Raw genomic sequence first — 26,331 nt, 5'->3', positions numbered from 1 at the left:
ACCCCGAGACGTCCTGGGCCGGCCCAAGGGCCGACCCAGGACACACCGGTATGAGAAACTGTTCACGATGTCGTGGGACACATGTGTTCACGAAGTCCTGAGACAGCACAGCCGGTTAGAACCGGCCGCAACGCTCACGAGGCTTTAGAGGGTGAGGCCGGTCAGGATCGTGACGCGCTCCTCGGTGAAGTCGGCCATCGCGGAAGCGGGGCCTTCACGTCCGACGCCGGAGTCCTTCACCCCGCCGTAGGGCATCTGGTCGGCGCGGAAGCTCGGGACATCCCCGATGACAACCCCGCCCACCTGCAGTTTCGCCGAAACGTCGAACGCGGTCGCGAGGTCCTTGGTGAACACCCCGGCCTGCAGCCCGAACCTCGAATCGTTGATCAGCCGCAGTCCCTCGTCGACGGAGGAGACCTTGTTGATCGACACGACCGGCCCGAACACCTCCTCCGCCACCACCTTGGCGTTCTCGGGCACGCCGGTCAGCACGGTCGGTTCGACGGTCGCGCCGTCGCGGCCGCCGCCGGTCAGCAACTCGCCGCCGAGTTGCACGGCTTCGGCGACCCACGACTCGACGCGCTCGGCGGCGGCGGTGGTGATCAGCGGGCCGACGTCGGTCCGCGGCGAACTCGGGTCGCCGACGCCCATCGCGCGCACCTGCTCGGTCACCTTGGAGACGAGCTCGTCGTAGACGTCGGCGTGCGCATAGACGCGCTGCACCGAGATGCACGACTGCCCGCCCTGGTACATCGCGAAGGTCGCGATCCGCTGCGCCGCGAAGTCCAGGTCCGTCCAATCAGGACAAACCAGCACGGCCGCGTTGCCGCCGAGTTCCAGCGCGACATGCTTGCGCGGCACGGAATCGCGGATACCCCAGCCGACCGGAACGGATCCGGTGAACGACACCACGGGCAGCCGCGGATCGGCCACGAGCTTCGCGGCGGCTTCGTTGTCCGTGGGCAGGATCGACCAGCTTCGGGCCGGGAGGTTCGTCTCGGCGAGGATCTCACCGAGCACCAGCGCGGTCAGCGGCGTCGCGGGCGCGGGCTTGAGCACGATCGGCGCGCCGACCGCGATCGCCGGTGCGACCTTGTGCGCCACCAGGTTCAGCGGGAAGTTGAACGGCGTGATGCCCAGCACCGGGCCCTTCGGCACGCGCCGCACGATCGCCATCCGGCCGGTGCCACCGGGGTCGGTGTCGAGACGCTGCAGCTCGCCCGAGAACCGGCGGGCCTCCTCGGCGGCCCAGCGGAACGTCGACACCGCGCGGCCGACTTCGCCGAGTGCCCACTTCAGCGGCTTCCCCGACTCGGCGGTGATGATCCGCGCGATCTCTTCGGACCGTTCACCCAACGTCCGGGACACGTGGTCCAACGCGGCCGCGCGGACGTGCGCGGGCGTCGTCGCGGCTTCCTCGCGAACGTCGTGGGCGGCCTGCACGGCGGCTTCGATGTCCGAAGTGGACGGTACGTAGTGCGAACCGGCTTCACTGCCGTCGAAAGAGCTCCGGACGACAACAGTCTGCTCGCTGGTCACCGGTTTGCCGGCCACCCAGAACGGGGAGATGGTCAGAGGGGAGATCGTCACAGTGAAACCTCCGTGAGAACAGCGTGCTCGAGGACGGACAGACCTTCGTCGAGCAGTTCGTCGGACAGGGAAAGCGGCGGGAGCAGCCGCACGATGTTGCCGTAAGTGCCGCAGGTCAGCACAACGACTCCGGCCGCGTGACACGCCTTCGCGACTCGCGAAGTCAGCGCCGCGTCCGGCTCGTTGGTGCCGGGCTTGACGAACTCCGCCGCGAGCATCGCGCCACGGCCGCGAACGTCGCCGATCACGCCGGTTCGCTCGGCAAGCGCGCGCAGGCGGGGCACGACGATGTCGTGGATGCGCCGCGCGGATTCGGCGAGGTTCTGGGTGCGCATGGTCTCGATCGAGCCGAGCGCCGCCGCACACGCGACGGGGTTTCCGCCATACGTGCCGCCGAGGCCGCCCGCGGGAACCGCGTCGACGAGCTCGGCGCGACCCGTCACCGCGGCAAGCGGCAGCCCGCCGGCGATGCCCTTGGCGGTAGCGATCAGGTCCGGGACGACGTCTTCGTGCGAGGACGCGAACCACTCGCCGGTGCGGCAGAACCCGGTCTGGACTTCGTCGGCGACGAACACGACGCCGTTCGCGGTGCACCACGCGGACAGCGCGGGCAGGAAACCGGGAGCGGGCTCGATGAATCCGCCTTCGCCCTGGATCGGCTCGATCACCACGGCGGCCACCTGGTCGCCGCCGATCTGCTTCTCGATCCGGTCTATCGCGACCGCGGCGGCCTCCGCGCCGCTCAGGCCGTCACGGAAGGGGTACGAGCCGGGCACGCGGTAGACCTCGGGCGCGAACGGGCCGAAACCATGCTTGTACGGGACGGACTTCGCGGTCAGCGCCATCGTGAGGTTGGTGCGGCCGTGATAGGCGTGGTCGAACACGACGACGGCCTGTCGTCCGGTGGCCACGCGGGCGATCTTCACCGCGTTCTCCACCGCCTCGGCACCGGAATTGAACAGCACCGAGCGCTTCTCGTGGTCTCCCGGCGTCAGCTCGGCCAACGCCTCGCAGACCTCGATGTAGCCCTCGTAGGGCGCGATCATGAAACAGGTGTGGGTGAACTTCCCGACCTGCTCGCGGACGCGGTCGACCACGGCCGGGACGTTGTGCCCGACGTTGGTCACCGCGATCCCGGAGCCGAAGTCGATCAGCGTATTGCCGTCGACGTCGGTGAGCAGGCCGCCTTCGGCGGAGGCGACGTAGACGGGAAGGACCGAGCTGACCCCGGCGGCCACCACGCCGGCCCGGCGCGCCTGCAGCTCGCGGGAGGCGGGACCGGGGATCTCGGTGACCAGCTTGCGGTGCCGGAGTGCGGGTTCGGTCGTAGTCATAGCTTCAGCATGGGTTCACGCGAGGTCGACGTCAGGTGGACGTAGTGGCCATGTCAGACACTAGAATTAGCCGTTATGGCACTGACCTTGGCCGCGCTCGTTGCCGAACCTTCGCTGGGTCTACGGGTCCTCGCGGGCTCGGACGCGCTGAGCAGGCCGATCGGCTGGGTGCACCCGACCGAGCTGACCGATCCGCAGGCCTTCCTCGAAGGCGGCGAGCTGCTGCTCACGACGGGTCTCGCGCTCGACGAGAAGACGTCGTCGGCGTACGTCCGGCGGCTCGTCGAAGCAGGTGTGGCCGGGGTCGGCTTCGGTGTCGGGCTTAGCCACGACACCGCACCCGCAGCGCTGGTAGCCGCGGCTGCGGAGGCCGGGCTGCCGCTGCTGGAGGTGCCGAAGCGGACACCGTTCATCGCCATCACCAGGGCGGTTTCGCGCGCCGTCGCTGCCGACGAGTACGCGTCGCTCGTGCGTACCGGGCGCGGTCAGCAGGAACTGACCAGGGCGGCAGTGGGGCGAGGCGGTCCCGGCGCTGTCGTCCGGCGGTTGGCCAAGGTGACCAGCGGCTGGGTGCTCCTGCTCGACGCGGCCGGCAAGGTGACTGAAGCGGCGCCCGCGTCCGCCCGAGCCGTGGACCTGCGTGGCCAGGTCGAGCACCTGCGCGGTGGCACCCGGCTGGCGAGTTCGGGTGTCCGTGTCGGTGAGCGCGAGTTCGTCGTGCAGGCGCTCGACACCCGCACGCCCGGCTATCTCGCCGTCGGGTTCGAAGCCGCGATGGACACCGCCGAGCGGTACCTCGTGAACACCGCCGCATCGCTTCTTTCCCTTGCGCAGGAACAGAACCGGGAGCAAGGGGTCGCGCTGCGCCGGATCAGGACCGGGTTGGTCGAACTCCTTTCCGCTGGTGAGGCCGAACTCGCGACCCAGTCGATGAGGACGTTGTGGGGCGCCGCGCCGGAACTGCCGTGGTCGGTCCTGGTCCTGGTCGGGGCCAAGTCGGCCCGCAGAGCCGTTTTCGACACACTGGACGCGGAGGCTTCAACCGCCGCGGACCCGGTGTTCTTCGCGGAGTTGCGGGATTCCGTCGTCGTGGTCGCCGGTTCCGCGGTCGAACCGGCTCAGTTCCCCGGCATCCACACCGGATCGGCCCGGTGTACCTCCATTGTGGACTTCGAGCTCGCGCGGAGCCAAGCCGCGCAGGCCGCACGAGCCGCCCAGGCCGAGCGGGTGCCGTTGCTGCGGTTCGCCGACTACGCCGGGCGAGGACTGCTCGACCTGGTCGCGCCCGACGCGGCGAGCGCGTTCGCCGACGCCCTGCTGTCGCCGCTGCGCCGCCACGACGACACCGGACGCGGAGATCTGCTCGTGTCGCTGCGCTGCTGGCTGGAAAACCACGGGCATTGGGACCACACCGCGTCGGTGCTGGGCGTCCATCGGCACACCCTGCGCAACCGCATCCGCAAGGTCGAGGAGTTGACCGGCCGGAGCCTCGACGCCCCCGGCGTCCGCGCGGAACTCTGGCTTGCCCTGCAAGTTGAGTAAGTGTTCAGCGCGGGGCGGCGACTCCTTCGAGGAGCGAGCGGACCGGCGCGGCCGGATGTCCCAGCAGCTGCTCGAGGGTGGAGCCGGTGGTGGCGAATTCGCCGCGGCGCGCGGCCTGGAACATGCCCAGCAGCATGGTCGCTTGGGCCTCCGGGACACCGTGCTCGATCAACCCGGCCGTCCATTCTTCGTCGTCGGCGACAACGCGGCGGATCGGGCGTCCGGTGAGTTCGCTGAGGATGCCGGCGACGTCTCCCAGGTCGAGCGCGTCCGCCGCCGTCAGTGGTGGAGTCGCGCCGTCGAAGCGGCCTTCGTCGGCGAGGATGATCGCTGCCGCTTCGGCGAGGTCGTCGTGCGTGGTCCACGACACCGGCCCGTCGGCCGGCGCGACGAGTTCTCCGGTCTCGAGCGCCTGACCGAGTAGCAGCGGGATGGTGCCGGCGTAAAACCCGTTGCGCAGGGCGGTGAACGGCGTGCCCGTCTCGGCCAGGTACCGCTCGGTGGCGGCGTGGTCGGGCATCGGCGCGAAGAGCGAATCTGCGCCGGCGGCCTGGTGGCTTGTGTACACGACGCGCTCCGCACCAGCGGCGCGGGCAGCCTCGATCGCCGCGACGTGCTGGGCAACCGCCCGGTCACCCGTCTCGCTTGCCGAGACGACGAGCACCTGCGTGGCGCTCTCGAACGCGTCGGCGAGCGAGCCGGGGTCGGTGAAGTCGCCTCGTCGCGCACGTACGCCTCGTGCGGCGAGGTCGGCGGCGCGCCCGGGGTCGCGAACGCTGATGCCGACCTGGTCCGCCGGGACCCGGTCCAGCAGCCGGTCGACGATCCGGGAGCCGAGTTTGCCGGTGGCGCCGGTGATGATGATCATGTGCTACCTCGCGTTATCGTTGGAATCAACAAAACGATAACACTGGAAATACACTGTTAGCAAATATGCGGTATCGTTGGAATCATGGCGGAAGAGTTGACGATCGATATCGGCAGGCTCGACATGCGGGAGAGCCTGGTGGAGGTCTCGGCGCGGCTCCTTCACGAGCACGGCCCCGCCGCTGTCACCACCCGTGCTGTCGCTCAGGCCGCCGGCCTGCAGCCGCCCGCCATCTACCGGGTCTTCGGGGACAAGGACGGCCTGCTCGATGCCGTCGCCGAACACGTTTTCGCCGCCTACGTCGCGGAAAAGGTGCTCGTCGCGAACAGCGGTGACCCGATCGAGGACCTTCGGGCGGGGTGGGACACGCACGTCGGCTTCGGCCTTGCCAATGCGGCGCTGTTCGGTCTGCTCACCGATCCCGGCCGCGGCACCCGGTCTCCGGCCGCGGCCGCCGGCCTGGAGGTCTTGCGGGGCCGCGTGCGTCGTGTCGCGGCGATCGGCAGGCTCCGCGTCGCGGAAGAACGTGCCGTCGAACTGATTCACGCCGCCGGCACCGGTGCCGTGCTCGCGCTGCTCTCCAAGCCGCCGCACGACCGGAGCCTCGACCTCGCGGACGCGATGTACGACGCGGTGACGCGATCGATCCTGACCGATCTGCCCGCCCCCGCCGAGGACGGCACGACCGCTGCCGCCGTCGCGTTCCTGACCGTCGTGCCGCAGCTGCCGATGCTGACTTCCACCGAGCGCGCGCTGATGTCGGAGTGGCTGAACCGAGCCGTCAGCGGTTGAGCCATTCGCTGCTATGCGGGAAAAAAGGTTGGGGACCCGCTCCCGCCGCCGGGCTGAGCGGGTCCCCGGTCTTTGGCGCGGCTCAGCGGCCGCTCATGGTGGAGATATCCGTGAAGGCAGGGCTGCGCCAGGTCGTGGTCACTGGTGTCGCCGTGTCCGGTGTGGTTGGCGTCGTCGGTATTCCCGTCGAGAGCTGGGTATAGGGACCCAGTAGCGTGACCACAATCCGCTCGCAAAGACGCATCAAGGCTCTCCTCGTCGAGATCGCTGGTGCTTACCGTGGTGCGGTGGCTAAACGCTAAGACACACACTGAACAGCGTCAAGTACATGATTGGGATTCAGATACGTGAACGCCGGGACTGGTTACTGGACGTGGTCGAAGTGCCCGTTTTGCGCGCCGTTAACTCATCGCTGCGTAGTTTTCGGGACTGAGTGAGCGGTGTGCCGCCAGAAAAAAAATTTCCTAGGGAAGGTCCTTCATGTCCGGCGTGACATACATAGAGGCGATCGTGGTGGGCGCGCTGCAGGGGGTGTCCGAATTGTTTCCCGTGTCCAGTCTCGGGCACAGCATCCTGTTGCCGGCCTGGATCGGCGGCCAGTGGCAGGCCGATCTGAGCATCACCAAGGACTCGCCGTATCTGGCCGTGCTCGTGGCCATGCACGTGGCGACGGCCCTCGCACTGGTGCTGTTCTTCCGCCGCGACTGGGTGCGGCTCATCGGCGGGCTGTGGACGTCGATCCGCTACCGGGAGGTCCGCAGTCCCGAACAGCGCCTCGCGTGGCTGCTCATCCTCGCGACGATCCCGGTCGGTATCGCCGGGCTGCTCTTGGAAAGCGTGCTCCGCGACTATCTCGGCAAGCCGATCCCGGCGGCGATCTTCCTCGCGCTCAATGGCGGTGTGCTCTACGCCGCCGAGAAGTTCTCGAAGCCGAAGGCAGTCGAGCCGGTAGGCGTCTCCCGGGCTGAGGAGACCATCGACTTCTCCGCCGAGCAGACGATGATCATGAACGCGATCCCCGCGGAACCTCTCACCGAGGACGAGGAAACCGATCAGCGGCTCGCCAAACTCGGCGTCGGTGAGGCCATGTTCGTCGGCGCCGCGCAGATCTTCGCGCTTCTGCCAGGCATCAGCCGCTCCGGCATCACGATGGTCGCCGGGCTTCGTCGCGGCCTCAGCCACGAAGACACCGCGCGCTTCGCTTTCCTGCTGGCGACCCCGGTCATCCTCGCTGCCGGCGTGCTCAAGATGCCGAGCCTGTTCCAGCCCGAGAACCGCTCGTCCCTCGGCCCCGCGCTGGTCGGGAGTCTGGTGGCCGGCATCGCGGCCTACATCGCTGTCCGTTTCCTCACGAACTACTTCGAATCGCGCACGTTGACCCCGTTCGCCATCTATTGCGCCATTGCCGGAATCGGCAGTCTGATCTTTTTCGCTGTGTGACCCGGTTGCGGTGAATAGAACGGAAAAGTGGAGACTGGAGCCATCGACACTCCGGTGAGTCAAAGCCTGCCCCCACTCACCGTCGGGCGCGTCCTGACGGCGTGGCAGTTCGACGTGCCCGCGATCGTCGGTGTCGTCGTGCTGGGCGCGCTGTACCTGATGGCCGTGCGCAGAGTCGGGAGTTGGCCGCACGGCCGCGTGGTGAGCTTCTTCGGCGGCCTCGCGACGCTGCTGGTGGTCACGTGCTCCTTCATCGGTACCTACGACGGCACGCTGTTCTGGGCTCGCGCCGTGCAGGTGACCACGCTGCTGATGGTCGCTCCGCTCTTCCTTGCGCTTGGCGCGCCCCTGACCCTGCTGATGGCAACGGTGCCCAGCACGGTCGGCGCCAGGTTGCGCCGCATCGGCCGCGGCCGCGCGGCACGCACCCTGACCTTCCCTCTGGTGGTCACGCTGGTGCTGGTGGTGCCGCCGTTCGTGATCTACCTGACCCCGCTGTACGAGCTCTGCCTCCGTAACTCCGTTGTGGACGGCCTGGTCAAGCTCGTTGTGCTGGGCGCCGGTTTCATCTACTTCTGGACTCGGGTCCAGCTCGACCCGACCCCGCGCGAGGACTCGCATCTGGTGTCGGTGTGGATCGCGCTCACCGAGGTCATCTTCGACGGCGTGCTCGGCCTGGTCATCTGGCTCGGGCCGCTCGTCGCCCCGGACTACTACGAGGCGATAGCCCGAACCTGGGGCCCGGATCTCCGGATCGACCAGATCATCGGCGCCGGCGTGCTCTGGATCGGCGGTGACGTCGCCGGGTTGCCTTTCGTGGCAGCACTCTTCGTCCGCTGGTCGCGCGACGACAACCGTAAGGCGAAGGAGATCGACGCCGAACTCGACGCCGAGGAAGCCCAGGCGGCCGAATCCGTCGAAGCGGGCGAAGCCTCCGCCAAATCCGGTCTCTGGTGGGAGAACGATCCCGTGCTCGCCGAGCGCTTCAAGCGCCGGTGAGGCGGACTTTCACCGGCCTGAACGGAACTTTCCTCCCGAAGAACGCGAGGAAAGTTCCGTTCGTTCGACCTCGGTCAGTCGTGGAAGGCGTGCTCCGCGGCCGGGAACTCACCGCGGCGGACGTCGTCGGCGAACGCGGTGGCCGCACCGGACAGCACCCCGGCGAGGTCGGCGTACCGCTTGACGAACCGTGGTGTCTTTCCGCGGCGCAACCCGGCCATGTCCTGCCAGACGAGTACCTGGGCGTCGCAGTCCGGGCCGGCGCCGATACCGACGGTCGGGATCGCGAGTTCGTGCGTGACCCGCTTCGCGGCCTCCGCCGGCACCATTTCCATCACCACCGCGAACGCCCCGGCTTCCTGCAGCGCGAGCGCGTCGGCGAGCAGCACTTCGGCTGCTTCGCCGCGGCCTTGCACGCGGTATCCGCCCAGGTTGTGTTCGCTCTGCGGGGTGAATCCGATATGGCCCATCACCGGGATCCCGGCCGAGGTCAACGCCTCGACGTGGGCCGCGAACCGGCGTCCGCCCTCAAGTTTGACGGCGTGCGCGCGGCCTTCCTTCATGAACCGCACGGACGTGGCGAGCGCCTGTTCGGGCGAAAGCTGGTAAGAACCGAACGGCAGGTCGGCGACGACCAGCGCACGTTTGACCGATCGGGTGACGCCCCGGACCAGCGGCAGCAGCTCGTCCACGGTCACCGGCAGCGAGGTGTCGTAGCCGAACACGTTGTTGGCGGCCGAGTCGCCGACCAGCAGGACCGGGATCCCGGCCTCGTCGAACAGTTCGGCGGTGTACATGTCGTACGCGGTGAGCATCGGCCACGGTTCGCCGCGCTCTTTGAGCTCGCGCAGGTGGTGGACGCGTACTTTCTTGACCGGCTTGGTGGCTTGGGCCGGGCCGTTCCCGTAGGGCGCGGCCAGCTCGGCAGCGTCGGATTCGGTGCCGGATTCACTGGTGGTGGACATCTTTGTCGACCGTCCTTCCCTCGAGGCCTCGCGGAGGTCCCCGGGTCGTGGAGCCTGAACAGGCAAAGCCTGACATGCTCCAGGCCCGCTCCCAAGGTCGTGGGACCAGCTTCACACGCGCGGGTCGGTCCGGCCGCCCGCGACAGGATCAAGCGAAACGAGAACCGGACGTCCTACTTGGGGATGACGCCTGAGGACAACCCAGGACGGTTGACTGGCGTCTTGAGGGAGACATGACGACCGAAAAGGCTCGAAAGGCGACGATGGAACACCCGAACAGCGAGCACGCGAACGCCGTGCCGCAGTGGAAACGCAAAGCCGGGGGTGTCGCGGCCTCGGTCGTGCAGCTCGGCGCGTTGAGCTCGCTCCTGTTGCTGGTGTTCAACGGGGCGTTCGGGCATCTACGCCGGTTGGTCGTCGGGTTGTTCTCGGTGCTGAGCCTTCCAGTGTCGGCAAACCTGTTCATCGTGCTGGTGCTAGCGGTGCTGGGCGCCGCGCTGCGCCGGCGCAAACGGGCCGCGCTCGACGCGCTGATCCTGTTCCAGGTCGGCGGGCTGCTGATGGTCGTCGGTCAGCAGATCACCGTGCTGGTGAACCCGCGGGTGCTCAACGGCTTCCACGGGCACATGGTCCGCAACATCCCGGTGACGTTCTGGGCGTTGACCGTGGCGGACCTCGTGTCGATCGGGCTGATCGTGCTGCTGTTCCAGCTGCGCCCGGCGTTCCCCGCCCGGCTGGCCATCGGCGCCTGGCGGCACGCGCTGTCCGTACTGCTCGGTGGGATGGCCGTGGTGATCCTGGTCGGCTGGGTGATCACCGAGGCGTTCCCCGGCCGCCTGCGCGACGCCTGGGAGCGGTTAGCCTGGGTGGCCAACCATTCGACCGGTGAAGTCATCCAGATCCGGCTGCTCAATGTCTCCGCTGGGCCGAGCTGGCTCGACACGCTGCTGGACGTCAGCGCGACGCTCGTAGCGGCCGCCGCGCTGTACACGTTGTTCCGCGGGGTGCGCTCCAGTCGCAAGAGGACCGATGCCGAGGAGCTGCGCCTGCGCAAGTTGCTCGCCGAACACGGCGAAGACGACTCGCTCGGCTACTTCGCCACCCGTCGCGACAAGAGCGTCGTCTTCGCGCCGTCCGGCCGGGCGGCCGTGACGTACCGCGTGCTCGCGGGCACCAGCGTTGCCAGTGCGGACCCCATCGGCGACCCCGAGGCCTGGCCGGACGCCGTGCAGGCGTGGCTCGACGAGGCACGGGTGTACGGCTGGACTCCCGGCGTGCTCGGAGCGAGTGAGCGCGGCGCCAAGGCGTACGCGGCGGCCGGTTTGAAGGCGCTCGAGATCGGCGACGAGGCCGTGCTCGACGTCCGCGACTTCAGCCTCGCCGGCCCGGAGCGCCGTTCGGTCCGCCAAGCCGTCAAGCGCATCGAGCGGGCCGGTTACACCAGCCAGGTCCGGCGGCACGGGGAAATCCCCGCCGACGAGATGGCGGTGCTGCTGGCTCAGGCGCAACGGTGGCGCGGCGACGAGACCGAGCGCGGGTTCTCGATGGCGCTGGGCAGGCTCGGCGATCCCAGCGACGGCCGGAGCGTCATGGTCGAGGCCTACGACGCGAAGGGCGAGCTGCGCGGGCTACTGTCGTTCGTCCCTTGGGGGAGGCGCGGGCTTTCGCTCGACCTGATGCGTCGTGACCGCGAGGCTGAGAACGGGCTCAACGAGTACATGATCGCGGAGGTCGTCGCGGCCGGCTCGCACCTTGGCGCGCAACGGATTTCGCTGAACTTCGCGATGTTCCGCGCGGTGTTCTCCGAGGGCGAACGGATCGGCGCCGGGCCGGTGTTGCGGCTGTGGCGCGCGATTCTGAGCCTGGCTTCGCGGTTCTTCCAGCTGGAGTCGCTGTACCGGTCCAACGCGAAGTACGGGCCTGATTGGGAGCCCCGGTTCTTCTGTTACTCCTCCGCGCGAAGGTTGCCGAGGGTCGGCATCGTGGCCGGTGCGCTCGAAGGGTTCGTACCCACCGGGACGTCCCGGCGGGCACTGCGGCTGGAGACGGTGACGGACGAGTTCGTCGCGCAGGCCAAGGAAATCGACGAAGCCGCCGCCCGGCTGGCCCCCAAGGCCGCCCGCCGGCCGGAGCAGGTGCGCGTCCGGATCGCCAAGCTGGACAAGCTGCGCGCGGCCGGGATCGACCCGTACCCGGTCGGTTTCGAGCGTGAGGACGTGCTCGGCGACGTCGTGAAGAAGTTCGCCGACCTGGCACCCGACACCCAGACCGGACACCGGGTCAAGGTCGCCGGCCGCGTGATCGCCCTGCGGGACCTCGGCGGGCTGTGCTTCGCCAGGGTGCGTGACTTCTCCGGCGAGCTGCAGCTGATGTTCGACGCCCGCGAGCTCGATCTGTCCGGTTGGCACAGTGGGGTCGACCTCGGCGACCATGTCGGCGTCGGCGGTCAGGTCGTGACGTCGAAACGCGGCGAGCTCTCGGTGCTCGTCGACGAGTGGACGGTCACCGCGAAGTGCCTGCACCCGTTGCCGGACAAGCGGAAGGGTCTCACCGACCCGGAGACCAGGGTCCGGCAGCGCTACCTCGACCTGGTGGTCAACCCGGATTCGGCGCAGGCGCTGCGGATGCGGAGCACGGTCGTCCGCGCGGTGCGGGAGCGCCTGCACCACGGCGACTTCCTCGAGGTCGAGACCCCGATGCTGCAGACCGTCCACGGTGGAGCGAACGCGCGGCCGTTCGTCACCCACATCAACGCCTACGACATGCGGATGTACCTGCGGATCGCGCCGGAGCTCTACCTCAAGCGGCTGTGCGTCGCCGGGGTGGAGCGGGTGTTCGAGCTCAACCGCAACTTCCGCAACGAGGGCGTCGATGCCACGCACAACCCCGAGTTCACCATGCTGGAGGCGTATCAGGCGTACGCGGACTACGGCACCATGCGCCGGCTGACTCGCGAACTCATCCAGTACGCGGCCGAAGCGGCGTACGGCGCTCAGGTCGTGCGGCGGCCGGACGCGGACGGGAAGATCGTCGAGATCGACATCTCCGGTGACTGGCCGGTCGTCCCGGTGCACGACGCGGTTTCCGCCGCATTGGGCGAGCAGGTCGACTCCGGGACGTCGGTCGAGGTGCTGCGGCGGCTGTGTTTTCAGGCCGGGATCGAAGTCACCGAGGACGCCGGAGCCGGGGACCTGATCCTCAAAGCACACGAGCACTTCGTCGAGCCGAACACGGTGATGCCGACGTTCTACACCGACTACCCGACCGAGGTGTCGCCGCTGACCAGGCAACACCGGCTGGATCCCCGGCTGGCCGAGCGGTGGGACCTGATCGCCTTCGGCTCGGAGGTCGGCACGGCGTACACCGAGCTGACCGACCCGATCGAGCAGCGGCGAAGGCTGGAGGCGCAGTCTTTGCGGGCCGCGAGCGGTGACGTCGAGGCGATGGAACTGGACGAGGACTTCCTACGGGCGCTGGAGCACGGCATGCCGCCCACCGGCGGCCTCGGGATCGGCATAGATCGTCTGCTGATGATGCTCACCGGGGCTTCGATTCGTCAGACCGTGTTGTTCCCGTTCGTTCGCCCGCACGCCTAACCGGTGGAACCGGGTCGGTTCGCCTAACCTGTGCAACGTGCGTGCGGCTCGACTGTTCGCGGTGACCCTGATCAGCGTCGGTGTCCTCGCTTATTCATCCTGGTTGCTGGAGTTCGTGCTGTCCACCGGTCTGTCGCCGGTGGACACACCGGTATGGCGGCTGACCGTCGGCGGGCAGCCGTACCGCGAGGTCTTCCGGATCGCGCAGGTGGTGGCCGGGACCGCGTTCGTGCTCTCGGGGCCACCACTGGTGCGGCTGGCGCCCGTCCATTGGACGGCGCGGCTGACAGCGGCGTCGGTCGCGCTGCTGGGTGTGCTGGTGCTCGCCGAGGCGATCTTCCCCGGCAACGCCGGCGTCCTGCTGGTCACGAACCTGGCGTTCGTGCTCGGTACGGGCAGCCTGCTGCTGTGGTGGCCGAGCGGGTGGCGCGCCTTCGCCGCCACCGGGCTGGTGCTGATCGTGCTCACCTGGGTCGGCGTGCTCGTGCTGGATTCGCCGGGGGTGGGCCACTTCGGCGGGCTGCTCTCGCGGATCCAGATGATCGTGCGGGTCGTGCTGCTGGCCGCGGGAGGGTGTTACGTCATCCGGGCGCCCGGCACGATGTCGGTGTCCGCGCGCGTGCGCGCACTTCGTGCGCGTCCGTGAGCACTTCACAACTGTGCGTCGGCACTTCGTGAAGGCGTCGAAATTGTCGGTGCCGGGTGCGAGGATCTGGGGACTTCACCAACTTCGTCGAGAGGGGTCCCGTCATGGCGGGCAATGTCAGGCCGGTCGCGGACGAACGTGATGGCCTGCTCCAGTTCCTGGCGCAGCAGCGGTACGTCATCCGCATCGCGGCGTACGGGCTCACCGACGAACAGGCGCGCGCGGTGTCGACCGAGAGCCCGTTGACCGTCGGCGGTCTCATCAAACACGTGGCGTACACCGAGCAGAGCTGGATCGACACCGTCCTGCAGCGCGAACGGGGGTCCGTCGAGGGGAGCGAAGAGGCGTACAGCCAGCACTTCGAGTTCGGTCCGGACGAGACGCTCGCAGAGGTGCTCGCCTTCTACGAGGAGGTCGCCAAGGAGACCGAGGCCGTCATCGCCGGCATCGAGGACCTGGGGCAGCCGGTGCCTGTCCCGCAGGACGCGCCGTGGTTCCCCAAGGACATCGACGCGTGGTCGGTGCGCTGGGTGCTGCTGCACCTCATCCAGGAGACCGCGCGGCACGCCGGCCACGCCGACTTCGTCCGCGAACACGTCGACGGTGCCACCGCGTTCCCGCTGATGGCGGCCGCCGAGGGCTGGCCGGAGTCGCCGTGGATGAAGCCATGGTCACCCGCCGAGCAGCCCGCCTAGAACAGCGTGGGTTCGTCGGCGATGGCGCCTTCGATCACCAGCATCCGGCGTTTCGTCGCGACGCCGCCCGCGCCGGAGAAGCCGCCGTCCTTGTGTCCGGCGGCCAGCACCCGATGGCACGGGATGACGATCGGGAAGGGGTTGCGGCCCAGCGCCTGGCCGACGGCTTGCGCCGAGCCGGGCTGACCGAGCTGGTTCGCGATGTCTCCGTAGGTGATGGTCTTGCCCGGTGGGACCGCGCGGGTGAGTTCGTACACGCGGCGGTGGAAGTCCGGCACGCCGTGCCAGTCGACTTCGATGTCGGTGAGGTCTTCGCGCGAGCCTTCGAGCAGCGCGACGATCTCGTCGATAGCGTGTCGAATTCCTTGCGGTGGCTCGGATTCCGTCGCTTCGCCGAAGTACTCGGACACCCGTGCCCGCGTCGCGGCTTCGCTGTCTTCGGGGAGCTGCACACCGACCACCCCGCGCGGGCCCCAGGTGATCGCGCACGGCCCGATGGCCGTGCCGAACACCGCGAAACCGAGTTCCGTCATGCCTTCCACCCTACGAGCCCGCAGGAATGCCGAGAAGGAGGATCCCGTACCGCTCGCGGACTGGGTATGTTCGCCTATCGGCCGAAAATCGGAGGGCGCATGCTCGACCATCTCGTGTTCGCCGGACCGGACCTCGAAGCCGCGGTCGCCCACGTCACGAAGTTGACCGGGATCGCGCCCGTTCCCGGCGGCAGCCACCTCGGCCGAGGTACCGCGAACCACCTCGCCAGTCTCGGCGGCGGCGCCTATCTCGAGGTCATCGGCCCGGATCCCGCCCAGCCCGAGCCGAGCGGGCCGAGGCCGTTCGGCATCGACAACCTCGTCGAGCCAAGGCTTGTCACCTGGGCCGCCCGCACCCGCGACCTCGCAGGTGTCATCGCCAGCGCCCGAGCCGCCGGCTACGACCCCGGCCGGGCCGAGGCCATGTCGAGGAAGACCGCCGATGGGGAGCTGCTCAGCTGGCGCCTGACCACGAGCGGCGCCTTCGACGGGCTGGTGCCGTTCCTGATCGACTGGGGCAGCACCGCACATCCCTCCAGCCGGCCGCTGCCGGAGGCCGGGTTGCTCGCCTTCACCGCCGTCCACGCCCAGCCCGCCCGGGTACAGGCGGCGTTGACGACGTTGGGCCTGGAACTGTTGATCCGCCAGGGACCGCGACCGGGGCTCGTGGCCGTCCTCGAAAGTGCGACAGGTGCCCCGGTCGTGCTCACCTGAGAGGGCTCAGGCCTGGTGTTCGCGCCAGGCGTTGGTGATGGGGAGCCGCCTGTCCCGGCCGAAGGCCTTGAAGGTGATCTTCGTGCCTGGCGGGTACTGCCGTCGTTTGTACTCGGCTTTGTCGACCATGCGCACCACGCGGTCGATCGTCGCCGGGTCGAACCCGTCCGCGATCAGATCCGCGTAACCGCGGTCGCCCTCGACGTAGCCGTCGAGGATGTTGTCGAGCAGCGCGTAGTCGGGTAGCGAGTCCGAGTCGAGCTGGTCGGGCCTCAGCTCGGCCGACGGCGGTTTGCTGATCGAGTTCTCCGGGATCGGCGGGGTTTCCCCGTGCTTCTCGGCTTCGGCGTTGCGCCAGCGCGCCAGCTCCCAGACGTGGGTCTTGAACACGTCCTTGATCGGCGCGAACGCGCCGACGGCGTCGCCGTAGATCGTCGAGTAGCCGACCGCGATCTCGCTCTTGTTCCCGGTGGCCAGCACCAGGTGACCGTCGAGGTTGGACAGTGCCATCAGCAGCATGCCGCGGACGCGCGCCTGGATGTTCTCCCCGGCGAGCCCGGTCAGGTTCAGCTGGTCGACGTAAAGCTTGACCATGGCTTCGACCGGTTCGGTGCGGAAGTGCGCGCCGATCCGGCGAGCCAGGTCGGACGCGTCCGAGCGCGAGTGTTCCGACGAGTATGCCGACGGCATCGAGACCCCGTAGACGGAGTCGCCGCCGAGCGCGTCGGCCGCCAGCGCCGCGACGACGGCCGAGTCGATCCCGCCGGAGAAGCCGAAGGTGACCGACGAGAACCCGTTCTTCTGGACGTAGTCCCGCAGCCCGGTGACCAGCGCGGCCCACACCTCGGCCTCTTCGGAGAGGGGTTCGCTGATGGTGGGCTCGGTGATCGGCTCGTAGGCGGCGAGCGGGGCATCGGTGAGGACCCGGCGCCGCACGTGCAGCCCGGCCAGTTCGCCGTCGGCGCAGTGCCCGCTCGGCTCGAGGTCGAGGTCGACGACGAGCAGGTGCTCGGCGAACTGGGGCGCCCGCGCCAGCAGTGTGCCGTCGGCGCCGACGACGATCGAGTCGCCGTCGAAAACGAGGTCGTCCTGGCCGCCGATCTGGTTCGTGTACACCAGCGGGGCCCCTGCCTCGGCGGCCCGCCGGGCGATCAGCGGCAGCCGGACGTCGTCCTTCGAGCGTTCGTACGGCGACGCGTTGGGCGCGACCACGAGGTCCACGCCCGCCTTGCCCAGCGCGGTGATCGGGCCGCCGTCCTGCCAGATGTCCTCACAGATGACCATGCCGATGTCGAGGCCGTGGAACCGGACGACGTCGAGAGTCTCACCCGGCTTGAAGTACCGGTGCTCGTCGAAGACGCCGTAGTTGGGCAGGTGGTGCTTGAACTGCCTGGCGACGACCTCGCCGCGGTAGAGCGCCGCGGCGGCGTCACGCGGGCCCACCTCGTCGAGGTCGAGGTGGCCGACATACGTCAGCACGTCGCCGCAGCCGGCGTTGTCGAGTTCCTTCGCGAGGTCCTCGACGAGCTGGTGGGAGGCGCGGGCGAACGTCTTGCGCAGAGAGAGGTCCTCGACCGGGTACCCGGTCAGCGACATTTCGGGGAACACCACCACGTGGGCGCCGGCCTCCGCCGCCTTTCGCGTCCATTCGACGGTCAGCCGGGCGTTGCCGGTGAGGTCGCCTACCGTGGTGTTGACCTGAGCCAGTGCGATGCGCAGTTGCGGCATGGCCACATTCTCGCGCACCACCCCCGCCTCGGACGAGCGGATGTGCCGAAGCGCCCACCCCAGAGACCCCTCGGGGCCACCCCGGTGGCTTTGAACGCCACGGGGGTGGCCCCGAGGGAGCCTTAGACCCAGCCGCTAGCCCTAGTTCTTCGACCGCTTCATCATGCTGCGGACCCGCTTGAGGGTCTGCGCGAAGTCGGAGTCGAACGGGTTGTCGTGCACCAGGTACGTCCACGTCGAGTTCGCCCGGCGGATGCCCGACTCGGCCAGGTCGATGCCTTCGTCGGTGAGCTCCGCGTCCACCAGCGTCTTCACCGAGCGCTCGGTGGCCCCGGGGATGAGCTTGTGGAACTCCGGGATCGCCGCGCGGTGGAACTCGTCGAGCGGGGTCTCCCGCGCGAGCGCCCGCAGGTGGATGCTCTCCCGGACGTCGGTCAGGTACGCGAGGTGGTCCGACCAGAGCTGGTCAAGGTGGTACAGCATGACCTCACGGCACACCTGGACGACCTTGGTCTCGTCGTTCAGCTTCTCGGCGAGCTCCTTGTAGCGCTCCGCCTCGGCCTTCTCGAGCGTTTCCGCCGCGAGTTCGGTGCGCAGCACCTTGTCGCGGTAGTCCAGCAGCTCGTGCCGCTGACGCTCGATCAGCCGCGTGTAGCGCCAGGTGTTGCGGTGGATCTCCAGGTCGACACCCTCGGCGACCCGCTGGGCGTGGTTGATCTGCCGGTGCGCGGCCGGGTCGGTGATCTCGCCCGACTCGTCACCGCCGGCGATGTTCTCCATGCCGTCCGGCGCGTTCTGCAGCACCAGCTCGTCGTTGAGGCTCGCGAAGAACACCGCACTGCCGGGGTCGCCCTGACGGCCGGACCGGCCGCGGAGTTGCCCGTCGAGCCGGCTCGACGGGTACCGGGCGGTGCCGATGACGTGCAGCCCGCCGAGCTCGACGACCGCCTCGCGGTCCGCGCCGTCGGCCCCGCCCAGCCGGATGTCCGTGCCTCGACCGGCCATCTGCGTCGACACCGTGACGGCGTCGCGCTTGCCGGCGTCGGCGATGATCGCGGCTTCTTCCTCGTCGTTGCGCGCGTTCAGCACGACACACGGCAGGTCGACCTTCGCCAGCTTCTCGGCCAGCTCCTCCGACTCGGCGACGTCCTGCGTGCCGACGAGGATCGGCTGCCCGGTCTCGTGGACCTTGCGGATCTCCTCCTCGATCGCCCGCAGCTTCTGCGACGGCGACGCGAAGATGCGGTCCGGCGCGTCTTCGCGGACGTTCGGGGTGTTCGGCGGGATGACCGCGACCTCGAGCTTGTAGAACTCGCGGAGCTGCTCGGCGACCGCCACCGCGGTCCCGGTCATGCCCGCGACCTTCGGGTACCGCGCCAGCAGCGCCTGCACGGTGATCGAGTCGAGGATCTCCCCGCGGTCGGTCGCGGCGACCTGCTCCTTCGCCTCGACAGCCGCCTGGAGGCCGTCCGGCCAGCGCTGCAGCTCGGCGACGCGGCCACGCGCGACGTTGATGAGCTGCACTTTGCCGTCGCGGACGAGGTAGTCGACGTCGCGGGTGAGCAGCGCGTGCGCGTGCAGCGCGACGTTGACCGCGGCGAGCCTGTCCGAGCCGGAGTCGCCGTAGAGGTCGACGCCACCGAGCGACTTCTCGACGACCGAGGACCCGGCCGTCGTCAGCCACGCGTTACGGCCGTCGGAGTCGGTCTCGTAGTGCAGACCGAGCCGGAGCCGCCGGACGATCTTGGCGACCTCCTCGTCGGCGACCGCGTGGTCGACCGAGCCGGCCATGACCAGCGGCACGCGGGCTTCGTCGACGAGCACCGAGTCGGCCTCGTCGACGATCGCGATCTCGGGTTCGGGCTGCACGAGGTCCTCGACCGTGGTGACGAGCCTGTCCCGCAGGACGTCGAAGCCGATCTCGCTGACCGCGCCGTAAGTGATCTCGGCGCCGTAAGCGGCGTGGCGCTCGTCGCGGGTGTGCAGCGGCTCGACCCAGCCGACGGACACGCCGAGCAGGTCGTACACCGGCCGCATCCACTCGGCGTCACGACGGGCGAGGTAGTCGTTGACCGTGACGACGTGCACGTGCTTGCCCTGCAGCGCGAACCCGGCCGCGGCCAGCGCACCGGCGAGCGTTTTGCCCTCACCGGTGTCCATCTGGACGACGTGCGCGGTGAGCAGGCCCATCGTGCCCAGGAGCTGGACGTCGAAGGCGCGCTCGCCGAGTGCCCGCCGAGCGGCCTCACGGCCGAGCGCGCAGACCTCGATGAGCTCGGCGTCACCGAAGGCGGCGGCTTCCCGCAGCTTCCCGGCGCGCTCGGTGAGCTCATCGGTGGCGAGTGCCTCGATCTCGGCCTCGAGTTCCCCGATGGCCGGCAACAGCGCTTCGTACCGGGTCAGCTCGACGCTCCCCGGACGTTCGATGATCCGGCGCAGCCGTTTGCCCACCCGGCTGATCAGTGCTGCCACCCTTGGTCTCCCGTCTGTGTCACTGAAGTCCGCGCACACCCAACGCAGCGGTACCACGTTTGAGTTCCGCAGGCGGATGGCACCATCAGGCCTGTGCCCAATCTTGCCTGCTCCAGGTCCCGCGCCCTCCGGGTAGCCGCCTTGTCCGCTTCCGGCCTGCTCGCCTTCACGCTCGCGGCGTGCACTTCGGGCGGCCAGGCCGGTCCGCCGTCACCGCAGACGGAGTCGCTAGGACCCGTCGGTCCGGTGCCGAACGGTCTGGACAAGTTCTACTCGCAGAGTTTGACCTGGGGCGACTGTGCACCCTACGCGACTTCCGCCGACGCGCGGTCGTCGTTCGGCGAGAAAGATCTCCAGTGCGCGCGTCTGACGGTGCCACTGGACTACACGAAGCCGACGGGCACCACGATCACGCTCGGCCTGCTCAGGCGCAAGGCGACGGGTGATCGGATCGGTTCGCTGGTGATCAACCCGGGCGGCCCCGGCGCCTCCGGGATGGAGTCCGCGGCGGGGTTGGTGCCCCAGATCGCCGGGAACGCCCTCGGCCAGCGCTTCGACCTGGTCGGGTTCGACCCGCGTGGCATCGGCGCCAGCCAGCCCGAGGTGAAGTGCCTGACCGACGCCGAGCGAGACCAGCAGCGCACCGAGAACCTCGACACCGACGGCACGCCGGCCGGCGTCGCCAAGGAAGAAGCCGAGCAGAAGGACTTCGCCGCGAAGTGCGCCCAGCGCACCCAGTACGGCGACGCGATGCTCGCCAACATCGGCACGCGGGACGTCGCGAAGGACATGGACGTCATGAGGTCCGCGCTCGGGGACAAGAAGTTGACGTACCTCGGCTACTCCTACGGCACCCGCATCGGCTCCACCTACGCCGAGGACTTCCCCGGCAACGTCCGCGCGCTGGTGCTCGACGGGGCCGTCGACCCGCAGCAGGACGCCGTGCAGTCGCTCGTCGCGCAGGGGCAGGGGTTCGGCAAGGCGTTCGACCAGTTCGCGACGTGGTGCGCCGCCCAGCAGGCCTGCGCGCTCGGCAGCGACGCCGGCGCCGCGGTGAAGAACTTCCAGAACCTGGTGCGTCCGCTCATCGACTTCCCGGTCCAGTTGGCCGACGGCCGCAAGCTCTCCTACGACGACGCGTCGATCGCCGCGGTCCAGGCGCTCTACCAGCAACAACTGTGGCAGCCGCTGAACACCGGCCTGACCGAGCTGACCCGCCAGCGGGGCGAGACGCTGATGAAGCTCGCCGACCTTTACAACGAGCGTGACGGCCAGGGCCACTACGCCACCACCCAGGACGTGTTCACAGCTGTTCGCTGCGTCGACGACCCGCCGGTCACCGACCAGAAGGTGATCCTGCAGGGCCAGAAGGAGTACGAGCAGGCCGCGCCCTTCCTCAACGACGGCCGCGCGCCGAGCGACGCGCGGGACGCGTGCGCGTTCTGGCCGGTGCCGAACACGACCAAGCCCCACGAGCCGAACGCGCCCGGGCTGCCGCCGACGCTGGTGATCTCCACGACGAACGACCCCGCGACGCCGTACCAGGCCGGCGTGAACCTCGCGAAGGCGTTGAAGAGCAGCCTGCTGACCTTCAACGGAACACAGCACACCGTCTTCCTGCAAGGGAATGCGTGTGTCGACAAGGCAGGCACCGACTACCTCGTCGACGGCACGCTGCCGGCGGTGGGCGCACGCTGCTGATCAGGTGACAGAACGCCCCCGACCGTGCCGGACGGGGGCGTCTCCTGTCAGGATGGGGTCGATGACTTTCCCACGCCGTACAGCGGTTTTCCTTTCGGTTTGCCTGCTTTCGGCGTTCACGGCGGCTTGTTCCCCGGAGCCGGCCGCCGTTCCACCGTCACGCCCTCTGCCCCTGCCGCCGCCCGCGGCCGTCGTGCCGGCGAAGTTCACCGCGCAGACTCTCGCCTGGGGCGACTGCACGTCGTACTCGGCCACCGATTCCACCAAAAGGGCGTTCCAGGACACCAAATTCGACTGTGCGCGCCTTTCGGTGCCGCTGGACTACGCGAAGCCCGACGGCGACACGATCACGGTTGCCGTCGTGCGGCATCGCGCCACCCAACCGGGTCACCGTGTCGGTTCCCTGGTCTTGGACCCGGGCGGCCCCGGCGCTTCCGGGATCGACGCGGCGGTGTCCAACGTCGAGGACAACCCGAGCTCGGCCCCCGTCCAGCGCTTCGACCTGGTCGGATTCGATCCGCGCGGGGTCGGGGCCAGCACGCCGCGCATCACTTGCCTCACCGGCGCCGAGCGCGACGCCGACCGCGCGGGCGATGCGGCGAGCGACGTCTCGCCCGCCGGGCTCGGCCGGCAGCAGGCCGATGCCAAGGCCTACACGGAGAAATGCGTCCAGCGCACCCCGCACGGGCTGGACATGCTGGCCAATGTCGGCACCCGGGACGTCGCGCGAGACCTCGACATCCTGCGGGGCGCGCTGGGCGAGCAGAAACTCACCTATTTGGGTTACTCCTACGGCACCGAGATCGGCTCCCGGTACGCCGAGGAGTTCCCCGGCAAGGTCAGGGCGATGGTCCTCGACGGCGCCATCGACCCGCAGCAGGGCGAGGTCGATTCACTCGTCTCGCAGTCCGCCGGCTTCCAGCACGCGTTCGACCAGTTCGCTCAGTGGTGCGTCCCGCGCTCAGGCTGTCCGCTGGGCCGGACCATCGGCGGCGCCACCCAGACCTTCCAACGACTGGTCCAGCCACTGATCGCCAGGAAACTGACGGTCGACGGCCGCAAGCTGTCGTTCTCCGACGCCATCACCGGCACCACCGCGGCGCTGTACTCGCAGCGGGCCTGGAACACCCTGACCGCGGCGTTGACCGCAGTGAAGCACGGCGACGGCGGCCTGCTGCTCGACCTGGCCGACTCGTACTACGAACGCGACGACTCCGGCGCCTACTCGAACCTCATCGACGTGTATTCGGCCGTCCGCTGCGTCGACAACGAACGGGTGTCCGACCGCGCGACGATCGAGACCGCCCACCAGCAGATGCACCAGCTCGCGCCGATGCTCGACGGCGGTACGCCCGATATGAGTGAGTTGGACATCTGCGCGATGTGGCCCGTTCCGCCGACGTCGGAGGCGCATCTGCCGAAAGCTGACGGTCTGCCGCCGACGCTGGTGATCTCCACGACCAACGACCCCGCGACGCCGTACCAGGCGGGTGTCAATCTGGCGAAGGACCTCCACGGCCGGCTGCTGACCTTCGAGGGGACCCAGCACACCGCCTACCTGGAAGGCAATGCGTGTGTGGACCAGGCCGCGTCGGACTACCTGACCGCGGGCACCCTGCCCCCGGACGGCACCCGTTGCAAGTAAGCGCTGGTCAGCCGGCCGGGGGAGTGACCGTCACCGGCACGTTGTGGTTGGACAGCGCGAGCTCGAGCATGGTCGCGCCCTCGTTGGACTCGACCGGCGGGATCTGGACCCACATGCGCATCAGCTCCTTCGGCGCGTTCTCCGCGACCCAGAACTTGACGTCGACGTCGGACTGGATGCCGGGGATGATCGACGAGATGACGGCCTTGGAAACCTTCGCCGCGACCCGGTAGGTCTGGACGCTGCCGAGCAGCTCACTGGCCTCGGTCTGCATCCCGGTGGCCGAGGTCAGCAGCTTGTGCAGCGCGCCGTCCGGTTCGAGCAGCGAGGCGGGGGTGAACCCGGCGGGCGCCGGCACCGTCTCGACCGGCCCGCTCTTCGGCGTCAGGTAGAGCTTGTTGCCAGTGAGCACGTACGTCAGCTGGAACCGGTTGATGGACTCCTGCATGTCGGCCTGGCCCTTGGCCGCGCCGCCGGGCCCGCCGTCGAGGGTCGCGTCCCCCTCGACCTGGCGGATCGGCAACCCGGGGATGACACCGCTGCTGCTGAACGTGAATCGCACGCTGCGCAGCCCGGTGAGGGCGTTGGCTGATTCGGTCACCAATCCGTGACCGTCGGGCAGCGGGCCGCTGGTGTCGAGCTGCGACGACGAACAACCGCCGAGCAACCCGACCACGAGCAGGACCGCCAGCGCTGAGCGGCGGCGAAGCATGCCCACGAGACTACTCAGCACGATCGGGCGCGTGATGAAGGTCGCCGGTTTCGACTCGGACCGGCCCGATTCTCCGCAGATCGCCACCGCCAGGCCACCCTTGGCGAGGGTTCTCCGAAACACGTGAGTGGGTATCGGCGCGTCGCGAAACACGCCGTTAACACGACGTGGTTAGTGTGCGGCCATGGATCGCCAGCAGGAGTTCGTGCTCCGCACCTTAGAAGAGCGTGACATCCGTTTTGTCCGGCTCTGGTTCACCGACGTGCTGGGTTTCCTGAAGTCGGTGGCGGTGGCCCCGGCGGAGCTCGAGGGCGCGTTCACCGAGGGGATCGGCTTCGACGGCTCGGCCATCGAAGGGTTCGCCAGGGTCGCCGAGTCGGACATGGTCGCCAAGCCCGATCCGGCCACCTTCCAGGTGCTGCCGTGGGAGACCCCCGAGGGCGGTCACTACTCCGCGCGGATGTTCTGCGACATCCAGATGCCGGACGGGTCGCCGTCCTGGGCGGACCCCCGACACGTCCTTCGCCGTCAGTTGTCGAAGGCTGCCGAAGCGGGTTTCACCTGCTACGTACACCCGGAAATCGAGTTCTTCCTGCTCGCGTCGCTGCCCGACGACGGCAGCGAACCGGAGCCCGCCGACAACGGCGGTTACTTCGACCAGGCCAGCCACGCGACGGCCACGCACTTCCGTCGTCACGCCATCGAGACCCTCGAAGCGATGGGTATCTCGGTCGAGTTCAGCCATCACGAGGGCGCCCCCGGCCAGCAGGAGATCGACCTGCGGTACGCCGATGCACTGACGATGGCCGACAACGTGATGACCTTCCGGTACGTGGTCAAGGAGGTCGCGCTGACCCAGGGGGTGCGCGCGACGTTCATGCCGAAGCCGTTCACCCATCAGCCCGGGTCGGGCATGCACACCCACGTCAGCCTGTTCGAGGGCGACCGCAACGCGTTCTACGACGCGGAGGACCCGCACGAGCTCTCCGCCACGGGCAAGGCGTTCGTCGCCGGCCTGCTGCACCACGCCAAGGAGATCTCGGCGGTCACGAACCAGTGGGTGAACTCGTACAAGCGCCTGATCAGCGGCAGCGAGGCGCCGACGACGGTTTCGTGGGGCCGGGCGAACCGGTCCGCGCTGGTCCGCGTGCCGATGTACTCACCCGGTAAGGCGTCCTCCCGTCGAGTGGAGATCCGGACGCTGGACTCGGCGTGCAACCCGTACCTGGCGTACTCGGTGATCCTGGCCGCCGGGCTCAAGGGCATCGAAAAGGGCTACGAGCTGCCGCCGCCCGCCGAGGACGACATCTGGCAGCTGTCCGACGCCGAGCGCCGGGCAGCCGGCTACGACCAGTTGCCGCAGAACCTCGGCGAGGCACTCGCCGAGATGGAGAAGTCCGAGCTGTTGCCCGAGGCGCTCGGCGAGCACGTCTTCGACTTCTTCCTGCGGAACAAGCGCGTCGAGTGGGACAACTACCGGAGCGCCGTGACCCCGTACGAGCTGCGGACGTTGCTGCCGGTGCTGTGAGACCGCCGCGGTCAGAGGCCGAACTTTCGGCCTCTGACCTGCGGTGATGACGTTAAGCCACCCCCCTGTTTTCGGAGGGTTTCCGGCCATGTAATCTTCTTCTTGTCGCCAGGAACACCGGGACAACGGGGCTGCAAGCCCCGGGAGACCGGACCAGGGCCGAGCGGGTTTGACACCGCGGATCGGACCAGGTAATGTTCAGCGTCGGCCCTCAAGTGGGCCGCGACCTCCTACTAGATACGTTAGTGGGATGAAGCATCGCTTGAACCAAGTTTAAGTAAAATCTAGTGCTGCATCGCTAGTTATGGATCAGTGTGTTGCTTGAGAACTCAACAGTGTGCTAGTGAACTAAGCCAGTAGAGCTTATGTATAAAGTAACCTCGTAGTGAGGTTCCTTTGAGTGGTTAGACAAGATATGGACAGTTTTACGTTAGCTGTCTTTGGTCTTGATCAAATTCATTGTTGGAGAGTTTGATCCTGGCTCAGGACGAACGCTGGCGGCGTGCTTAACACATGCAAGTCGAACGATGAAGCTCTTCGGAGTGGATTAGTGGCGAACGGGTGAGTAACACGTGGGCAATCTGCCCTGTACTTTGGGATAAGCCTTGGAAACGGGGTCTAATACCGGATATCACTTCCTTGGGCATCCAGGGTTGTTGAAAGTTCTGGCGGTACAGGATGAGCCCGCGGCCTATCAGCTTGTTGGTGGGGTAATGGCCTACCAAGGCGACGACGGGTAGCCGGCCTGAGAGGGTGACCGGCCACACTGGGACTGAGACACGGCCCAGACTCCTACGGGAGGCAGCAGTGGGGAATATTGCACAATGGGCG

General features: G+C 68.4%; 19 protein-coding genes and 1 rRNA gene. 12 read left to right on the top strand and 8 right to left on the bottom strand.

All coding sequences use genetic code 11. The features are described 5' to 3' along the window. Positions 1–144: 144 nt before the first annotated feature. Both JWQ81_RS19055 and gabT read right to left on the bottom strand, forming a co-directional pair. A complete protein-coding gene (locus JWQ81_RS19055; protein ID WP_297543352.1) occupies positions 145–1,575 on the bottom strand; it encodes an aldehyde dehydrogenase family protein in 1,431 nt (476 codons plus the stop codon). Positions 1,576–1,586: 11 nt separating this feature from the next. After that, positions 1,587–2,924 (bottom strand): 4-aminobutyrate--2-oxoglutarate transaminase, encoded by a 1,338-nt coding sequence (gene gabT / locus JWQ81_RS19050; RefSeq protein ID WP_297543346.1) that lies wholly within the window; start codon positions 2,922–2,924, stop codon positions 1,587–1,589. A gap of 75 nt (positions 2,925–2,999) precedes the next feature. Here gabT and JWQ81_RS19045 point away from each other — a divergent pair, with 75 nt between their 5' ends. After that, positions 3,000–4,466 carry a PucR family transcriptional regulator gene (locus tag JWQ81_RS19045; protein ID WP_297543344.1) on the top strand — a complete coding sequence of 489 codons (1,467 nt, stop codon included), beginning with the start codon at positions 3,000–3,002 and terminating at the stop codon, positions 4,464–4,466. 4 nt (positions 4,467–4,470) lie between these two features. On the opposite strand, the gene JWQ81_RS19040 is transcribed toward JWQ81_RS19045, so the two are convergent. After that, positions 4,471–5,334 (bottom strand): NAD(P)H-binding protein, encoded by an 864-nt coding sequence (locus tag JWQ81_RS19040; protein ID WP_297543342.1) that lies wholly within the window; start codon positions 5,332–5,334, stop codon positions 4,471–4,473. An 84-nt stretch (positions 5,335–5,418) separates the two neighbouring features. On the opposite strand from JWQ81_RS19040, the gene JWQ81_RS19035 reads away from it, so the two are divergent. The 3 genes from JWQ81_RS19035 to JWQ81_RS19025 all read left to right on the top strand — a co-directional run bounded on the left by JWQ81_RS19035 (position 5,419) and on the right by JWQ81_RS19025 (position 8,565). Then, positions 5,419–6,126 (top strand): TetR/AcrR family transcriptional regulator, encoded by a 708-nt coding sequence (locus JWQ81_RS19035; RefSeq protein ID WP_297543340.1) that lies wholly within the window; start codon positions 5,419–5,421, stop codon positions 6,124–6,126. 480 nt (positions 6,127–6,606) lie between these two features. After that, on the top strand, positions 6,607–7,566 hold the full coding sequence (locus JWQ81_RS19030; RefSeq protein WP_297543338.1) for an undecaprenyl-diphosphate phosphatase: 960 nt from the start codon (positions 6,607–6,609) through the stop codon (positions 7,564–7,566). A gap of 27 nt (positions 7,567–7,593) precedes the next feature. After that, positions 7,594–8,565 carry a cytochrome c oxidase assembly protein gene (locus tag JWQ81_RS19025; RefSeq protein ID WP_297543337.1) on the top strand — a complete coding sequence of 324 codons (972 nt, stop codon included), beginning with the start codon at positions 7,594–7,596 and terminating at the stop codon, positions 8,563–8,565. 74 nt (positions 8,566–8,639) lie between these two features. On the opposite strand, the gene panB is transcribed toward JWQ81_RS19025, so the two are convergent. Further along, positions 8,640–9,530, bottom strand: coding sequence for a 3-methyl-2-oxobutanoate hydroxymethyltransferase (gene panB / locus JWQ81_RS19020; RefSeq protein ID WP_297543335.1), 891 nt, complete (start codon positions 9,528–9,530; stop codon positions 8,640–8,642). 263 nt (positions 9,531–9,793) lie between these two features. Here panB and lysX point away from each other — a divergent pair, with 263 nt between their 5' ends. The 3 genes from lysX to JWQ81_RS19005 all read left to right on the top strand — a co-directional run bounded on the left by lysX (position 9,794) and on the right by JWQ81_RS19005 (position 14,467). Then, complete coding sequence (gene lysX / locus JWQ81_RS19015) at positions 9,794–13,126, top strand: bifunctional lysylphosphatidylglycerol synthetase/lysine--tRNA ligase LysX (RefSeq protein ID WP_297543350.1); 3,333 nt, start codon at positions 9,794–9,796, stop codon at positions 13,124–13,126. 37 nt (positions 13,127–13,163) lie between these two features. Next, positions 13,164–13,772: a hypothetical protein gene (locus JWQ81_RS19010; RefSeq protein ID WP_297543331.1), complete on the top strand. Its 609-nt coding sequence runs from the start codon at positions 13,164–13,166 to the stop codon at positions 13,770–13,772. A 104-nt stretch (positions 13,773–13,876) separates the two neighbouring features. Further along, positions 13,877–14,467, top strand: a complete 591-nt coding sequence (locus JWQ81_RS19005) for a DinB family protein (RefSeq protein WP_297543329.1) — start codon at positions 13,877–13,879, stop codon at positions 14,465–14,467. On the opposite strand, the gene JWQ81_RS19000 is transcribed toward JWQ81_RS19005, so the two are convergent. Continuing rightward, complete coding sequence (locus JWQ81_RS19000; protein ID WP_297543328.1) at positions 14,464–15,000, bottom strand: methylated-DNA--[protein]-cysteine S-methyltransferase; 537 nt, start codon at positions 14,998–15,000, stop codon at positions 14,464–14,466. The genes JWQ81_RS19005 and JWQ81_RS19000 overlap by 4 nt on opposite strands. A 99-nt stretch (positions 15,001–15,099) precedes the next feature. Here JWQ81_RS19000 and JWQ81_RS18995 point away from each other — a divergent pair, with 99 nt between their 5' ends. After that, complete coding sequence (locus tag JWQ81_RS18995; protein ID WP_297543326.1) at positions 15,100–15,714, top strand: VOC family protein; 615 nt, start codon at positions 15,100–15,102, stop codon at positions 15,712–15,714. Between the two features lie 6 nt (positions 15,715–15,720). Here the strand turns inward: JWQ81_RS18995 and JWQ81_RS18990 are convergent, their stop codons facing one another. Next, the gene (locus JWQ81_RS18990; RefSeq protein ID WP_297543324.1) at positions 15,721–17,442 is read right to left on the bottom strand and encodes an NAD+ synthase; all 1,722 of its coding nucleotides are present in this window, start codon (positions 17,440–17,442) and stop codon (positions 15,721–15,723) included. Positions 17,443–17,583: 141 nt separating this feature from the next. Next, positions 17,584–19,914 carry an accessory Sec system translocase SecA2 gene (secA2, locus tag JWQ81_RS18985; protein WP_297543322.1) on the bottom strand — a complete coding sequence of 777 codons (2,331 nt, stop codon included), beginning with the start codon at positions 19,912–19,914 and terminating at the stop codon, positions 17,584–17,586. A gap of 141 nt (positions 19,915–20,055) precedes the next feature. On the opposite strand from secA2, the gene JWQ81_RS18980 reads away from it, so the two are divergent. Both JWQ81_RS18980 and JWQ81_RS18975 read left to right on the top strand, forming a co-directional pair. Further along, the gene (locus tag JWQ81_RS18980; protein WP_297543348.1) at positions 20,056–21,615 is read left to right on the top strand and encodes an alpha/beta hydrolase; all 1,560 of its coding nucleotides are present in this window, start codon (positions 20,056–20,058) and stop codon (positions 21,613–21,615) included. A 61-nt stretch (positions 21,616–21,676) separates the two neighbouring features. Then, a complete protein-coding gene (locus JWQ81_RS18975; RefSeq protein ID WP_297543320.1) occupies positions 21,677–23,260 on the top strand; it encodes an alpha/beta hydrolase in 1,584 nt (527 codons plus the stop codon). A 7-nt stretch (positions 23,261–23,267) separates the two neighbouring features. On the opposite strand, the gene JWQ81_RS18970 is transcribed toward JWQ81_RS18975, so the two are convergent. Then, positions 23,268–24,095 (bottom strand): LppX_LprAFG lipoprotein, encoded by an 828-nt coding sequence (locus tag JWQ81_RS18970; protein WP_297543318.1) that lies wholly within the window; start codon positions 24,093–24,095, stop codon positions 23,268–23,270. A gap of 61 nt (positions 24,096–24,156) precedes the next feature. Here JWQ81_RS18970 and glnA point away from each other — a divergent pair, with 61 nt between their 5' ends. Together glnA and JWQ81_RS18960 are read left to right on the top strand one after the other, a co-directional pair. After that, positions 24,157–25,500 (top strand): type I glutamate--ammonia ligase, encoded by a 1,344-nt coding sequence (gene glnA, locus JWQ81_RS18965; RefSeq protein WP_297543316.1) that lies wholly within the window; start codon positions 24,157–24,159, stop codon positions 25,498–25,500. A gap of 459 nt (positions 25,501–25,959) precedes the next feature. Next, positions 25,960–26,331 (top strand): 16S ribosomal RNA (locus JWQ81_RS18960); the annotation flags it as partial.

Origin of the sequence: Amycolatopsis sp. (assembly GCF_025464955.1) — a bacterium.
Lineage (GTDB): Bacteria > Actinomycetota > Actinomycetes > Mycobacteriales > Pseudonocardiaceae > Amycolatopsis.
The sequence above is the reverse complement of the archived record's forward strand: the minus strand, read 5'-3'. Positions and strand labels throughout refer to the sequence as shown.